Origin of the sequence: Streptomyces sp. NBC_00464 (assembly GCF_036013915.1) — a bacterium.
Taxonomy (GTDB): domain Bacteria; phylum Actinomycetota; class Actinomycetes; order Streptomycetales; family Streptomycetaceae; genus Streptomyces.
The window spans coordinates 1,761,830-1,775,143 of the sequence record NZ_CP107899.1; the positions used below are offsets into that span (position 1 = coordinate 1,761,830).

Sequence of the window (13,314 nt, forward strand, 5' to 3'; positions counted from 1 at the left end):
AGGTCACGGGAGCACGGGTCCTTACAGGAAGTAGAGCCGGTTGAGGGAGACCGAGTCGGCGGGTTCGGAGCTGAGCGGGTCGCCGTCCAGGGTGACGAGACCGCTGCGTCCGTCCACGTCGACCGTTCCGGTACGGGAGTTGAGGAGCAGGTCGGCAGGACCGATGCCCCGGGTGCCCCGGACGCCGACACGGCGTCTGCGGGTCGGCATGGCGTCCGCGCCCAGCTGGGTGGCGGCCTGCGAGACGAAGGCGACCGAGAGATCGGCGGCGGTCGCCCCGTACGCACCGAACTGCGGTCCCAGGACGAGGGGTTCGCAGGTGTCGGTGGCGGCGTTGGGGTCGCCGGTGACGCCGTAGGCGGGGAAGCCCGACTTCAGGACGAGCTGCGGTTTCGCGCCGAAGAACTCGGGCCGCCACAACACGATGTCGGCGAGCTTCCCGGTCTCGATGGAGCCGATCTCGTGCGCGAGGCCATGGGCGATGGCCGGGTTGATGGTGAGCTTGGCCATGTAGCGCAGCACCCGGGCGTTGTCGTCGCCCGGCCCGTCGCCCTCCAGCGGGCCGAGTTCGGCCTTCATCTTCCCGGCCATGGCGAAGGTGCGGCGGACGGTCTCGCCGGCCCGGCCCATGCCCTGGGCGTCGGACGAGGTGATCCCGATGGCTCCCAGGTCGTGCAGCACGTCCTCGGCGCCCATCGTGCCGGCCCTGATCCGGTCGCGGGCCATGGCGGCGTCGCCCGGCAGGTCCGTCTTCAGGTCGTGAACGGAGACGATCATCCCGTAGTGCTCGGCGACCGCGTCCCGGCCGAAGGGCAGCGTGGGGTTGGTGGAGGAGCCGATGACGTTCGGCACGCCCGCCATCTTCAGGACGTTGGGGACGTGCCCGCCGCCGCAGCCCTCGATGTGGAAGGCGTGGATGGTGCGCCCCTCCAGGACGCGCAGGGTGTCCTCGACCGACAGGCACTCGTTCAGCCCGTCGCTGTGCAGGGCCACCTGCACGTCGTACTCCTCGGCGACGCGCAGCGCGGTGTCCAGGGCGCGGGTGTGGGCGCCCATGTCCTCGTGGACCTTGAAGCCCGAGGCCCCGCCCTCGGCGAGCGCCTCGACGAGCGGCGCCTCGTGCGAGGAGGAACCGCGGCCCAGGAAGCCGATGTTGACCGGCCAGGCGTCGAAGGCGTTGAAGGCGTGGCGCAGGGCCCACGGCGAGTTGACGCCGACGCCCCAGACCGGGCCGAACTCCTGGCCGATGACCGTGGTGACACCGGAGGCGAGCGAGGCCTCCATGATGCGCGGCGAGAGCAGATGGACATGGGTGTCGACGGCACCGGCCGTGGCGATCATGCCCTCGCCGGACACGATGGACGTGCCCGTGCCGACGACGACGTCCACCCCGTCGAGGGTGTCGGGGTTCCCGGCCCGGCCGATCGAGGAGATCCGGCCCTCGCGGATGCCGATGGACACCTTCCGGATGCCCTGCACGGCGTCGATGACCAGCACGTTGCTGATCACGACATCGCAGGTCTCCCGGACGGCGGCGGCCTTGAGGTGGAGGCCGTCGCGGGCGGTCTTGCCGAATCCGGCGAGGAACTCGTCGCCGGGCTTCTGGGCGTCGGACTCGACCCTGACGGTCAGCCCGGAGTCGCCGAGCCTGACCCGGTCACCGGCGCGCGGTCCGTGCACGGAGGCGTACTCGTACGGGTCGATGCTCATCGCCCTGCCCCCAGGTAGCCGCAGGCCGCGGCGCGCCGCAGCGCCTCATCGCGGGCGCCCGGTGCGTCGAGGGGTCCGTCGACCAGCCCGGCGAACCCGATCGCGACACGGTCGCCGCCGATGGGCACCAGGCCCACCTCGACGCGCTCCCCCGGCCCGAAGCGGACCGAGGACCCCGCGGGCACGCAGAGCCGCATCCCGTACGCCGACGCCCGGTCGAAGTCGAGCCGCGGATTGGCCTCGAAGAAGTGGAAGTGCGAGGTGACGGAGACCGGGACGGTCGCGGTGTTGCGGACGGCGAGGCGCACGGAGGGCTCCGGCTGCGGAGCCGCGGGTCCTGGCACGACCGCGCCCGGCGCCTCGTCGCCGAGGCCGGCGCCCAGGGGGCGGGAGACCACGGCGAGCCGCGAACCGTCGTCGAAGACGGCCTCCACATGGACCTCGGTGACGATGTCCGCGACCCCGGGCAGCACGTCGTCCGGGCCCAGCACCCCGCGTGCGGCCTCGATCGCCTCGGCGAGCCGGCGGCCGTCGCGGGCGGCCTCGCAGACGGTGTCCGCGATCAGGGCGGTGGCCTCGGGGACGTTGAGCCTCAGCCCGCGGGCCCGGCGGGCGCGGGCCAGCTCGGCGGCACCGAAGAGCAGCAGCCGGTCGCGTTCGGTCGGGGTCAGTCGCACGTCGTCGCACCTCCTGGTTAGAGCAGCACTCTAACCAGAAGCCATGGGGAATGGAACTAACGGCGATCAAATTCGAGCAACGCTCTAAGCCCTGGCGCACAAAAAGGCCGCGCCCGGTGGACGCGGCCTTCTGTGTGTACGACCTAGCCGAGCGGGTGCATCCAGCCGTGGGTGTCCTCGGCGGTGCCGCGCTGGATGTCCAGCAGGCGCTCGCGCAGCTTGAGGGTGACCGGGCCGGGCGTGCCGTCGCCCTGGGTCCACTCACCGCCCGCGCTCTTCACGGTGCCGACGGGGGTGATGACGGCGGCGGTGCCGCAGGCGAAGACCTCGGTGAGGGTGCCGTTCGCCGTGTCGTCGCGCCACTGGTCGATCGAGACGCGGCTCTCCTCGGGCTCGTAGCCGAGGTCCGCGGCGAGCCTGAGCAGCGAGTCACGGGTGATGCCCGCGAGCAGGGAACCGGTCAGCGCCGGGGTGACGATCTTGTTCCCGTACACGAAGTACAGGTTCATTCCACCGAGCTCCTCGACCCACTTGTGCTCGACGGCGTCGAGGTAGGCGACCTGGTCGCAGCCCTTGGCCGCGGCCTCCGCCTGGGCGAGGAGGGACGCGGCGTAGTTGCCGCCCGTCTTGGCGTCGCCCATGCCTCCGGGGACGGCGCGGACGCGGTCCTCGGAGAGCCAGATGGAGACGGGCTTCACGCCGCCGGGGAAGTAGGCGCCGGCCGGCGAGGCGATCACCAGGAAGAGGTACTCGTTGGACGGCCGCACCCCGAGCCCGACCTCGGTCGCGATCATGAACGGGCGCAGGTAGAGCGACTCCTCGCCGCCGTGGGCCGGGACCCAGGCCGCGTCCTGCTGGACAAGCGCGTCACAGGCCGCGACGAACGTCTCGACGGGCAGCTCCGGCATCGCCAGCCGGCGCGCGGACGACTGAAAACGCTCGGCGTTGGCCTCGGGGCGGAAGGTGGCGACCGTACCGTCGGGCTGACGGTAGGCCTTGAGTCCCTCGAAGATCTCCTGCCCGTAGTGCAGCGTCATGTTGGCCGGGTCGATCGACAGCGGCGCGTACGGGACGAGCTGGGCGTCGTGCCAGCCGCGGCCGTCGGTCCACTTGATCGTCACCATGTGGTCGGTGAAGTAGCGGCCGAATCCGGGCTTGACCAGGATCGCCTCGCGCTCCGCGTCGGACAGCGGGTTCGAGGAGGGCTTGAGCTCGATCGTGGGCGTCGTCATGAGTACGTGTCCTTCACCGGTTTTGTGTGTGTAGGACCACGCCCACGCCAGCTCCTGTCGGACAGGTCCTAGGACGTCCGAGCTTCGCGGCAAGCCACGGTCCCGTTCGATTATCTCTCGTGGGTGGCCGTGCACGAAATGGCGTGAATGCGATCCAGGATTCGATGGTGACACCCGGGGCCGCACAGGAGAAGCCGCCGGGTGCGTGTGCGACCCGGCGGCTTCCTGAGAGAGTCGTCGGATCAGCCCGCTACGCGTACCGCGAGCGCGTCGCCGATCTCGTCGGTGGTGCGAGCCGTTCCGTCGCGCTCCGCGAGGTCGGCGGAGACGGCGTCCTCGATGCGCACGGCCTGGGCCTCGTAGCCGAGGTGGCGCAGCAGGAGGGCGACGGACAGGATCGTGGCGGTCGGGTCGGCCTTGCCCTGGCCCGCGATGTCGGGGGCAGAGCCGTGGACCGGCTCGAACATCGACGGGAAGGCACCCGTCGGGTTGATGTTGCCGGACGCGGCCAGGCCGATGCCGCCGGAGACGGCCGCGGCGAGGTCGGTGAGGATGTCACCGAAGAGGTTGTCGGTGACGATGACGTCGAAGCGCTCCGGCTGGGTGACGAAGAAGATCGTCGCGGCGTCGACGTGCAGGTAGTCGGTGGTGACCTGGGGGTACTCGGCCGCGACCTTGTCGAAGGTGTTCTTCCACAGGTGGCCGGCGTAGACGAGGACGTTGTTCTTGTGGACCAGCGTCAGCTTCTTGCGGGGCCGGGCGGCGGCGCGCTCGAAGGCGTCGCGGACGACGCGCTCGACGCCGAAGGCCGTGTTGAGGCTGACCTCGGTGGCGACCTCGTGCTCCGTGCCGGTGCGCAGCGAACCGCCGTTGCCGGTGTACGGGCCCTCGGTGCCCTCGCGGACGACGACGAAGTCGATGTCCGGACGGCCGGCCAGCGGGGTCGCCGTGTTCGGGAACAGCTTCGACGGCCGCAGGTTGATGAAGTGGTCGAAGGCGAATCGCAGCTTCAGCAGCAGCCCGCGCTCCAGCACGCCGGAGGGCACGGACGGGTCACCGATCGCACCGAGCAGAATGGCGTCGTGACCCTTGAGGGCCTCCAGCTCCGCGTCCGGGAGGGTTTCACCGGTGCGGTGCCAGCGCTGGGCGCCGAGGTCGTACTCCTTGGTCTCCAGCTTCACATCCTGCGGGAGAACAGCGTTGAGGACCTTGAGCCCCTGGGCCACGACCTCCTGGCCGATACCGTCACCGGGGATCACTGCGAGATTGATGCTGGAAGCCATGTCCGGCACGATACTGCGCGTCCCACCCCATGACACGTCACGTCCATTATACGGACACATGGGCAGCTGTACGTGTACCGTTCACCTACCCGACGGAGTGCCGTCAGGAAGCGGGTGGAGGTTGTCGCCCATGGACATCCCCCGTTTCGGCATCCCCGAGAAGCTCGCCGACCGCATGAGCATGGCCGAGCAGCACGACTACCTGCGGACCCGGCTGACCCGACGCGGTGTGCTGCGTACGAGCGTGGCGACCGCCGCCGTCGCCGGGCTCGGCGCCTCACTGGCCGCCTCGCCCGCCTACGCCGCCCCGTCGGTCCTCACCTCGCACAGCACCACCCGGGTGGACGGTTCGCTGGTCGCCCCGTTCGGCCGGCACCTGGCGTACGGCGCCGACCCGAAGACGCAGATGACGGTCTCCTGGCAGGTCCCGTTCGCGGTGCGCCGCCCGTACATCCGCATCGGCCTCAAGCCGTGGGCGCTGAGCCGGAGGATCGACGCCGAGGTGCGCCACCTGACGACGCCGCTGCTGAACGACGGCAAGATCGCGGCCGCCGAGCAGTACTACGTGCACGCGGCCCTGGAGCGCCTCAAGCCCGGCACGACGTACTACTACGGCGTCGGCCACGACGGCTTCGACCCGGCCGACACCCGCAACCTGGGCACGCTCGGCACCTTCACCACGGCGCCCTCGCGCGCGGAGAAGTTCACCTTCACGGCCTTCGGCGACCAGGGCGTCAGCTACCACGCGCTCGGCAACGACCAGCTGATCCTGGGCCAGAACCCCGCCTTCCACCTGCACGCGGGTGACATCTGCTACGCCGACCCGTCGGGCTCCGGCCAGAGCAGCGACACCTATGACGCGCGCACCTGGGACCAGTTCCTGGCGCAGACCGAGACGGTGTCCAAGACCGTGCCGTGGATGGTGACGACCGGCAACCACGACATGGAGGCCTGGTACTCGCCCGACGGCTACGGCGGCCAGAACGCCCGCTGGACCCTGCCGGACAACGGCCCGGACCCGGTGAACCAGCCCGGGGCGTACTCCTTCGTGCACGGCAACGTCGGCGTGATCGCGCTCGACGCCAATGACGTGTCGTACGAGATCCCCGCCAACTTCGGCATCAGCGGCGGCAAGCAGACACGCTGGCTGGACCGGCGCCTGGGCGAGCTGCGGGCCCGTCACGACATCGACTTCCTGGTGGTCTTCTTCCACCACTGCGCCTTCTCCACGACGAATGCACACGCCTCGGACGGCGGGGTACGGGACGCCTGGGTGCCGCTCTTCGAGAAGCACCAGGTGGACCTGGTCATCAACGGGCACAACCACGTCTACGAGCGCACCGACGCGATCCTGAAGAACGCGGTGCAGCGCAAGGTGCCGATCGGCGAGCGCACCGACCCGACCCGGGACGGCATCGTGTACGTCACGGCGGGCGGCGCGGGCAAGGCGCTGTACAACTTCCCGGCACCGGACAGTTACGAGGGGCATGTCACGGACCTGGAGAGCGTGGACACCTACCACGTGGCCAAGGGCGGCACCAGGGCCACCGAGACCGTGGAGTGGTCGCGGGTGCGCTACACCGGATTCTCGTTCCTCGCGGTGGAGGTGGAGCCCGGACGCGACGCACGGATGAAGGTCACCGCGCTCGCCGAGTCCGGCGAGCGCATCGACCACTTCGAGATCAGCCGGGGCTGATCCCGGTCGCGGCTCGCGGTCAGTGACCGGTGGAGCCGCCGTTGTCCCTGCGGTCCAGCGCGCGCTGCAGGGCGGCGGCGGCATTCTGCCGCTCCGACTCGGTCGGACGGTGGGCGTGACGGACGCGGCGGCGGACAGTGGTCTCGGCCATGGTGGATCGACTCCTTGAGATCGCGAGGATTTCGAGATCGAAAAATCGTGAACGTGATGTCGAGATCAGGGATTTCGAGGCGCCGGAAGGGGCGGGGAGCAGGCGCCGCAGGGATTGCCTGCTTCGGGGCGCGCGCTCACGACCGCCAGTCGCTTGATCAAGCGAGACGTTCGGCTTCTACAAAGCTAAGGCAGCTACGCCGGTCTGTCTCCACAATTACTCGGACTTCCTACTATCTGAGACGGAGGTTTACGCCTCCGTACCGGCCGCTCACTCCCAGCTGCCCGAAGAGCGCCCGTACGGCGAGTGATCGTGCCTGCTCAGCGGTGGTGGAGCGGCCCGCCGCCCGCGGGGTCCGGGTCGTCGTCGATGAACGCACCCACCCAGGTACCGCACCCCGGTACTCAGCCGCCGGTTGAGTACCCGGCCCGTGTCGAAGAATTGTGCGACGCACGACAGTTGCACCCATGAACGGCCTCTACGCTCTCAAGCCCTGGTACGCGAACCGGCTCTCCGGTGTCCGCGCCTCGCTGGTCCGCCGTGAGGTGTCACCCGACACCCTCACCGCCGCCGGCGTCGTCGCCGCCGCCGGTGCCGCCGCCGCACTGGCCTGGCTGCCCGCCGGCCCCGCCGCACTGCCCGTCGCCGCGCTGCTCGCGGCCCGGCTCGCCTTCGCCAACCTGGACGGGGCGCTGGCCCGCGACACGGGGCGGACCACCCGGCGCGGAGCGGTACTGAACGAGCTCGGTGACCGGGTCGCGGACCTGGTCGTCCTGGCCGGGTTCCTGGCCCTCGCCCCGCTGTGGCTGGTGGCGGTCGCCGCGCTCGCGGCGACGCTGCCGTCCTGGGTGTCGCTGGCCGGCGCCGCGGCCGGGGCACCCCGGCGCAACGGCGGGCCGGTCGGCAAGACCGAGCGCTGCCTGCTGGTCGTGGTCGCCGCGGCGAGCGGCTGGGCCGTACCGGTGCTGATCGTGATCGCCGCCGGTGCGCTGCTCACGGCGGTGCTCCGGCTGGCCGGACTGTGGAGGGAGCTGGCATGAGCGCCGTACTGATCGCCGAGGAGGCGGCCGCGCGGGCGGTGCCGCTGGTCGCGGGTGTGCTGGGGGCGGGCGGGGTCGCGGTCGCGGTCCTCCCCTCGAAGGTGCGGATGCGGGCCGAACTGCGCAGGCGGTGGCGGACCTGGGCGCTGGTCGCACCGGTCTTCCTGGGGGCGTACTTCCTGGGCGGCGGTGGTACGTACGCACTGGCCGCGGGGCTCGGGGTGATCGCGGCGAGCGAGTTCGTCCGGATGGCGGGGCTGCGGCGCGGCGACCATGTGGTGCTGGCGGGGGCGGCCCTCGTCCTCCCCGCGCTGGCCTGGCTGGCGCCGCACCTCCTGGACGTGCGGGCTGCGGCGCTGCTGCTGGTCGCGGCCGCACTGCCGTCCGTGCTGTCCGGGGACGACCGGACGGGCTTCACCCGGAGCGCCCGCACCGCCTTCGGGCTGCTGTGGATCCCCGTCGCGCTGACGGGCCTGGTGACGCTCGGCGAGACGGGTGTCGCGGTGGGCCTTGCGGTGGCGCTCGGCGATGTGGGCGCCTGGTGCGGCGGTACGGCGCTGGGCCGGCGCGGCCCGCTCGCCCGGCCGCTGTCGCCGCTCTCCCCCAACAAGACCTGGGCGGGCGTGCTGGGCGCGGCCGCCGCGACAGCCGTACTCCTGCTGGTGCTCGGCGAGTTCAGCCTCCCCCTGTGGGGGGCGGTCATCGGTGGCTGTGTCCTCGGTGACCTGATCGAGTCCATGGTCAAGCGCGAGTCGGGAGTGAAGGACGCGGGCAGCTGGCTCCCCGGCTTCGGCGGCCTGCTCGACCGGATCGACTCCCTGCTGGTGGCCCTTCTCCTGGCGATGGTGATGACCTGATGCGTACGCTCCTGAGCACCCCTGTCCGAGTCGTCCTCCCGCGCCGCTCCCGGGTCGCCGCGGCCTTCCGGCGCGGCCTGTGGTGGGGCGTGCTCAGCCTCACCGGCGGGGTGGAACGGCGCGGCCGGCTGCCGCGCGGCGGCTGTGTGGTGGTCGCCAACCACTCCTCGCACGCGGACACCGCGGCGCTCCTCGCGGCGCTCGACGCCCGGCACAGCCCGGCGATCGGCGCGGCGGCCGACTACTGGTTCGCCTCCCCGTGGCGGCGGCGGATCTGCCGCAGGCTGGCGGCCGGCTTCCCGGTGCGCAGGGGCGGCGGCGGGATGGAGGACCTGCTGACCATGGCCGGTGAACTGCGGGCGGGCCGGGCGGTCGTGCTGTTCCCCGAGGGCACAAGGGGGGGTCTCGCCGGTCACCCCGCGGACCCGGCCCTGACCGGCGAGACCCCCCCTGAGGCGAAGGACGGCTCGCTGGGCACCTTCCACCGGGGCGCGCTGGTCCTGGCCGAGGAGGCGGGGGTGCCGGTGGTGCCGGTGGGGATCGCGGGCACGGACCGGCTGCTGCCGAAGCACGGGCGGCTGCGTTCGTCGCTGGTCCGGGTGACGATCGGTGAGCCGCTGCCGTCGGCCGTCACCCCGGAGGAGGCGCGCGACGCGGTGGTGGCTCTGCACGCGCGTACGGTCGCCGAGCCGTTGAAGGACTCCGCGACGCGACGGCGGGTGGCGGCGGTCGTCACCTCGCGCTGGGGTGTGCCGCTGGCGTTCTGCTGGGCGTTCGCGGAGGCGCTGAGCTGGCCGCTGATGCCGGAGCTGCTGCTGGGCGTGGTGTGCGTTGCGGTGCCGCGCGCGGCCCCCAAGATGTCACTGGGCGCGCTGGCCGGCAGCCTGGCGGGCGGCCTGCTGGCGCTGCAACTGGCTTCGGCGGGTGTCCACTTGCCGGCACCCCTGACGACGGACCGGATGCGCGCCGAGGTCCGCCACGAGCTGGCCGTCGAGGGCGCGTCCGCGGTGCGCCACCAGCCGTGGAACGGCATCCCGTTCAAGGTGTACGGCGCCGAGGCGGGCCGCGCCGACGTGCCCGCGCTCGACTGGCTCACCGCGTCGGCGACGGCCCGTGGCTCCCGCACCCTGACGGTGGGCCTCGCCTTCGCCGGTTTCGGCCTGCTGCTGCGCCGCCACCGCCGCCAGTACGGCCGCTACCTGGCGCTGCTGGGCGGCGGGTTCGCGGCGGGGCTGTCGCTGATCGTGCACGGCTGGGGCTGAACCGCGGAGCCGGTGCGGGCGGGCCGGTTGTCAGTGGGCGCCCCTACTGTTCGGAAGCAGAGGCTGGGACGACAGCCCGGCGGGAAAGGACAGCGATGAGTTTCAGCATGCAGGCGCGGGCCGTCCCGGTCCCTGGGCTGCCGCAGGACTTCGCGGGGGTGGCGGCCGTCTTCGCCGATACGGACGACGAGCTCGACCGCCTCGCGACGGATCTGCACATATCCAAGGACTTCTCCACGGTGCACGAGCTCTGCCTCCTCGCACCGCCGGGCCACGGCAGCGGCGAGCTCCCGGTCTTCGGCGGGACCGTTCATGAGGATCCGGCCGGAGTCGAGGCTCCGTCCGTCACGTTGACGGCTGTGCAGGTACGGGAGGCGGTGGAGTTCCTCCGCGGCCATCCGTTCGACGGGCTGTGGGACGCGGCCGCCGGTGGCTTCACCACGCACTGGGGCATACCGGAAGCCGAGGTCCGCGCCGTCTTCGCCGCCCACTTCCGGCAGGTGGTGGACTTCTACGAGCGCGCGGCACACACGGGCGACGCGGTGGTCAAGCGGTTCCTGTACTGACCCGCCCCCGCCCGTGAATGGAAACCGCCTCCCGGCCGGCAGGGGAACCGATCGGGAGGCGGAGTTCGTGGCGGGGCGCCGGGAGGGCAGCGCCCCGCAGGTGTGTCAGCCCTGGTGGGGGTAGGTGTAGTCGGTCGGCGGAACCAGCGTCTCCTTGATGGCCCGGGTCAGGGTCCAGCGCTGGAGGTTCTGCGGGGCGCCCGCCTTGTCGTTCGTACCCGAGGCACGGCCGCCGCCGAAGGGCTGCTGGCCGACGACGGCGCCGGTCGACTTGTCGTTGATGTAGAAGTTGCCCGCGGCGTACCGCAGCTTCTCCATCGTGTACGCGGCGGCGGCGCGGTCGTTCGCGATGACGGAACCGGTCAGGGCGTAGTCGGAGACCGACTCCATCTGCTCCAGCATCGCGTCGAAGTTCTCGTCCTCGTAGACGTGGATCGCGAGGATCGGGCCGAAGTACTCGGTCGTGAAGACCTCGTTCTCGGGGTCGCTGCACGCGATGACGGTCGGGCGGACGAAGTAGCCCACCGAGTCGTCGTACGTGCCGCCGGCGATGATCGTGCACGCCGGGTCGGCCGCGGCGCGGTCGATGGCGGCCTTGTTCTTCGCGAAGGCGCGGTCGTCGATGACGGCACCCATGAAGTGCGACAGGTCGGTGACGTCACCCATCGTGATGGAGTCGACCTCGGCCGCGAACTTCTCCTTGAAGCCGGCGTTCCAGATGGAGGCCGGAACGTAGGCGCGCGAGGACGCCGAGCACTTCTGGCCCTGGAACTCGAAGGAGCCACGGGTCAGCGCGGTCTTCAGGATCGCGTGGTCGGCCGACGGGTGGGCGACGACGAAGTCCTTGCCACCGGTCTCGCCGACGAGGCGCGGGTAGGTGCGGTACTTCGCGATGTTGTTGCCGACCGTCTTCCACAGGTGCTGGAAGGTGGGGGTCGAGCCGGTGAAGTGGATACCGGCCAGGTCGCGGTGGTTCAGGGCCACCTCGGAGACGGCGATGCCGTCGCCGGTCACCAGGTTGATGACGCCCTTGGGCAGACCGGCCTCCTCCAGGAGCTGCATCAGCAGCACGGCGGCGTGGGTCTGCGTGGGGGACGGCTTCCAGACCACCACGTTGCCCATGAGGGCGGGTGCGGTGGGCAGGTTGCCCGCGATGGCCGTGAAGTTGAACGGCGTGATCGCGTAGACGAAGCCCTCCAGCGGGCGGTGGTCCATGCGGTTCCACACGCCCGGGGAGTTGGCCGGGGGCTGCTCGGCAAGGATCTGGCGTGCGTAGTGCACGTTGAAGCGCCAGAAGTCGACGAGCTCGCAGGGGGTGTCGATCTCGGCCTGCTGGGCGGTCTTGCCCTGGCCGAGCATCGTGGAGGCGGCCAGCGTCTCGCGCCAGGGGCCGGAGAGCAGCTCGGCGGCGCGCAGGATGATGGCGGCGCGGTCGTCGAAGGCCATCGCGCGCCAGGCCGGGGCGGCGGCGAGGGCGGCGTCGATCGCGTCCTGCGCGTCCTGCTCGGTGGCGCCGGCGAAGGTGCCGATGACGGCCTTGTGGTTGTGCGGCTGCACGACGTCGAAGCGCTCGCCGCCGCCCATCCGCTTCTCCCCGCCGATGGTCATCGGCAGGTCGATCGGGTTCTGGCTGAGCTCCTTGAGCTTGGCCTCCAGGCGGGCGCGCTCCGGGGAGCCGGGGGCGTAGGAGTGGACCGGCTCGTTGACCGGCGCGGGGACCTGGGTTACAGCGTCCATGGTGTCCGTAGCTCCTTGAGTAGAGAGGTGGAGGGGGCTCAGCCCTTGGTGAGGATGGAGCGGCCGAAGAACAGCAGGTTGGCCGGCTTCTCCGCGAGGCGTCGCATGAAGTAGCCGTACCAGTCGGTGCCGTACGCGGTGTAGACACGCATGCGGTGGCCCTCGGCCGCGAGCCGGATGTGCTCGTCGCTGCGGATGCCGTACAGCATCTGGAACTCGTACTCGTCGAGCTTGCGCCCGGCCTTGCGGCCCAGCTCCTGGGCGATGGCGATCAGGCGCGGGTCGTGGGACCCGATCATCGGGTAGCCCTCGCCCTCCATCAGCGTCTTCAGGATGCGGACGTACGCCTTGTCGATCTCGGCCTTGTCCTGGTACGCGACGGAGGCGGGCTCCTTGTAGGCGCCCTTCACGATGCGCACGCGGCTGCCGGCGTCGGCCAGGCGGCGGGCGTCGTCCTCGGTACGGAAGAGGTAGGCCTGGATGACGCATCCGGTCTGCGGGTAGTCCTTCCGCAGCTCCTCGTGGATGGCGAACATCGAGTCGAGGGTGGTGTGGTCCTCGGCGTCCAGGGTGACCGTGGTGCCGATCGCGGCGGCGGCCTCGACGACCGGGCGGACGTTGGCGAGGGCCAGCTCGTGGCCGTTCTCCAGCGCCTGGCCGAACATGGAGAGCTTGACGGACATCTCCGCCTTGGTGCCCAGGCCGAGGTCCTTGAGGCGGCCGATGAGCTCCAGATAGGCGTCGCGCGCGGCGGCGGCCTGCTCGGGGGTGGTGATGTCCTCGCCGACCACGTCGAGAGTGACTTCGAGGCCCTTGCCGGTGGCGTCCTCGATGATCGGGACGACGTGCTCGACCGTCTCACCGGCAATGAACCGGTCGACGACCTGCTTCGTGCCCGGGGCTGCCGAGATGAAACGGCGCATCTTGTCGCTGCGTGACGCGGCGAGAATCACGGGACCCAGCACGGGGCACCTCCACGGAAAGTACGAACGAAGGCCGTACCGCCACATAGGGACCATAAGGAACAGAAGCGGTACAGCACGGAGAACCACCGTGAAATCTAAGGATCCCTCCGATCCTGTGCCATCGACAGCTGTCACGCA

At 71.0% G+C, this 13,314-nt stretch carries 12 protein-coding genes; 5 read left to right on the top strand and 7 right to left on the bottom strand.

Features of this window, described 5'->3' with window-relative positions:
* Window positions 1–21: 21 nt before the first annotated feature.
* The 4 genes from OG912_RS07510 to OG912_RS07525 form a co-directional block, all read right to left on the bottom strand.
* Entirely contained in the window at window positions 22–1,710 is a 1,689-nt protein-coding gene (locus OG912_RS07510; RefSeq protein ID WP_326738932.1) for an urease subunit alpha, read from the bottom strand.
* Window positions 1,707–2,387: an urease subunit gamma gene (gene ureA, locus OG912_RS07515; RefSeq protein ID WP_327708700.1), complete on the bottom strand. Its 681-nt coding sequence runs from the start codon at window positions 2,385–2,387 to the stop codon at window positions 1,707–1,709. The genes OG912_RS07510 and ureA overlap by 4 nt, the downstream gene beginning before the upstream one ends.
* 143 nt (window positions 2,388–2,530) lie before the next feature.
* The gene (locus OG912_RS07520) at window positions 2,531–3,619 is read right to left on the bottom strand and encodes a branched-chain amino acid aminotransferase (RefSeq protein WP_327708701.1); all 1,089 of its coding nucleotides are present in this window, start codon (window positions 3,617–3,619) and stop codon (window positions 2,531–2,533) included.
* Between the two features lie 242 nt (window positions 3,620–3,861).
* The gene (locus tag OG912_RS07525; protein WP_326738929.1) at window positions 3,862–4,902 is read right to left on the bottom strand and encodes a 3-isopropylmalate dehydrogenase; all 1,041 of its coding nucleotides are present in this window, start codon (window positions 4,900–4,902) and stop codon (window positions 3,862–3,864) included.
* Between the two features lie 130 nt (window positions 4,903–5,032).
* Between OG912_RS07525 and OG912_RS07530 the strand changes: the two genes are divergently transcribed.
* A complete protein-coding gene (locus OG912_RS07530) occupies window positions 5,033–6,598 on the top strand; it encodes a purple acid phosphatase family protein (protein ID WP_327708702.1) in 1,566 nt (521 codons plus the stop codon).
* Between the two features lie 19 nt (window positions 6,599–6,617).
* Here the strand turns inward: OG912_RS07530 and OG912_RS07535 are convergent, their stop codons facing one another.
* Window positions 6,618–6,749, bottom strand: a complete 132-nt coding sequence (locus OG912_RS07535; RefSeq protein ID WP_327708703.1) for a hypothetical protein — start codon at window positions 6,747–6,749, stop codon at window positions 6,618–6,620.
* A 467-nt stretch (window positions 6,750–7,216) separates the two neighbouring features.
* On the opposite strand from OG912_RS07535, the gene OG912_RS07540 reads away from it, so the two are divergent.
* The 4 genes from OG912_RS07540 (at window position 7,217) to OG912_RS07555 (ending at window position 10,474) form a co-directional block, all read left to right on the top strand.
* The gene (locus OG912_RS07540; protein WP_327708704.1) at window positions 7,217–7,789 is read left to right on the top strand and encodes a CDP-alcohol phosphatidyltransferase family protein; all 573 of its coding nucleotides are present in this window, start codon (window positions 7,217–7,219) and stop codon (window positions 7,787–7,789) included.
* Complete coding sequence (locus tag OG912_RS07545) at window positions 7,786–8,646, top strand: phosphatidate cytidylyltransferase (protein ID WP_327708705.1); 861 nt, start codon at window positions 7,786–7,788, stop codon at window positions 8,644–8,646. Before OG912_RS07540 ends, OG912_RS07545 begins: the two co-directional genes overlap by 4 nt.
* The gene (locus OG912_RS07550) at window positions 8,646–9,908 is read left to right on the top strand and encodes a lysophospholipid acyltransferase family protein (protein WP_327708706.1); all 1,263 of its coding nucleotides are present in this window, start codon (window positions 8,646–8,648) and stop codon (window positions 9,906–9,908) included. The genes OG912_RS07545 and OG912_RS07550 overlap by 1 nt, the downstream gene beginning before the upstream one ends.
* Before the next feature lie 95 nt (window positions 9,909–10,003).
* On the top strand, window positions 10,004–10,474 hold the full coding sequence (locus tag OG912_RS07555) for a hypothetical protein (protein ID WP_327708707.1): 471 nt from the start codon (window positions 10,004–10,006) through the stop codon (window positions 10,472–10,474).
* A gap of 105 nt (window positions 10,475–10,579) precedes the next feature.
* Here the strand turns inward: OG912_RS07555 and pruA are convergent, their stop codons facing one another.
* Window positions 10,580–12,211, bottom strand: coding sequence for an L-glutamate gamma-semialdehyde dehydrogenase (gene pruA / locus OG912_RS07560; RefSeq protein WP_326738923.1), 1,632 nt, complete (start codon window positions 12,209–12,211; stop codon window positions 10,580–10,582).
* A 38-nt stretch (window positions 12,212–12,249) separates the two neighbouring features.
* A complete protein-coding gene (locus OG912_RS07565; RefSeq protein WP_327708708.1) occupies window positions 12,250–13,176 on the bottom strand; it encodes a proline dehydrogenase family protein in 927 nt (308 codons plus the stop codon).
* Window positions 13,177–13,314: the final 138 nt, after the last annotated feature.

Bases quoted from the DNA above. Each gene is read 5' to 3' on its own strand.
- OG912_RS07510 (WP_326738932.1), bottom strand. From the start codon at position 1,710: ATGAGCATCGACCCGTACGAGTACGCCTCCGTGCACGGACCGCGCGCC.
- OG912_RS07520 (WP_327708701.1), bottom strand. From the start codon at position 3,619: ATGACGACGCCCACGATCGAGCTCAAGCCCTCCTCGAACCCGCTGTCC.
- OG912_RS07525 (WP_326738929.1), bottom strand. From the start codon at position 4,902: ATGGCTTCCAGCATCAATCTCGCAGTGATCCCCGGTGACGGTATCGGC.
- OG912_RS07530 (WP_327708702.1), top strand. From the start codon at position 5,033: ATGGACATCCCCCGTTTCGGCATCCCCGAGAAGCTCGCCGACCGCATG.
- OG912_RS07535 (WP_327708703.1), bottom strand. From the start codon at position 6,749: ATGGCCGAGACCACTGTCCGCCGCCGCGTCCGTCACGCCCACCGTCCG.
- OG912_RS07540 (WP_327708704.1), top strand. From the start codon at position 7,217: ATGAACGGCCTCTACGCTCTCAAGCCCTGGTACGCGAACCGGCTCTCC.
- OG912_RS07545 (WP_327708705.1), top strand. From the start codon at position 7,786: ATGAGCGCCGTACTGATCGCCGAGGAGGCGGCCGCGCGGGCGGTGCCG.
- OG912_RS07550 (WP_327708706.1), top strand. From the start codon at position 8,646: ATGCGTACGCTCCTGAGCACCCCTGTCCGAGTCGTCCTCCCGCGCCGC.
- OG912_RS07555 (WP_327708707.1), top strand. From the start codon at position 10,004: ATGAGTTTCAGCATGCAGGCGCGGGCCGTCCCGGTCCCTGGGCTGCCG.
- pruA (WP_326738923.1), bottom strand. From the start codon at position 12,211: ATGGACGCTGTAACCCAGGTCCCCGCGCCGGTCAACGAGCCGGTCCAC.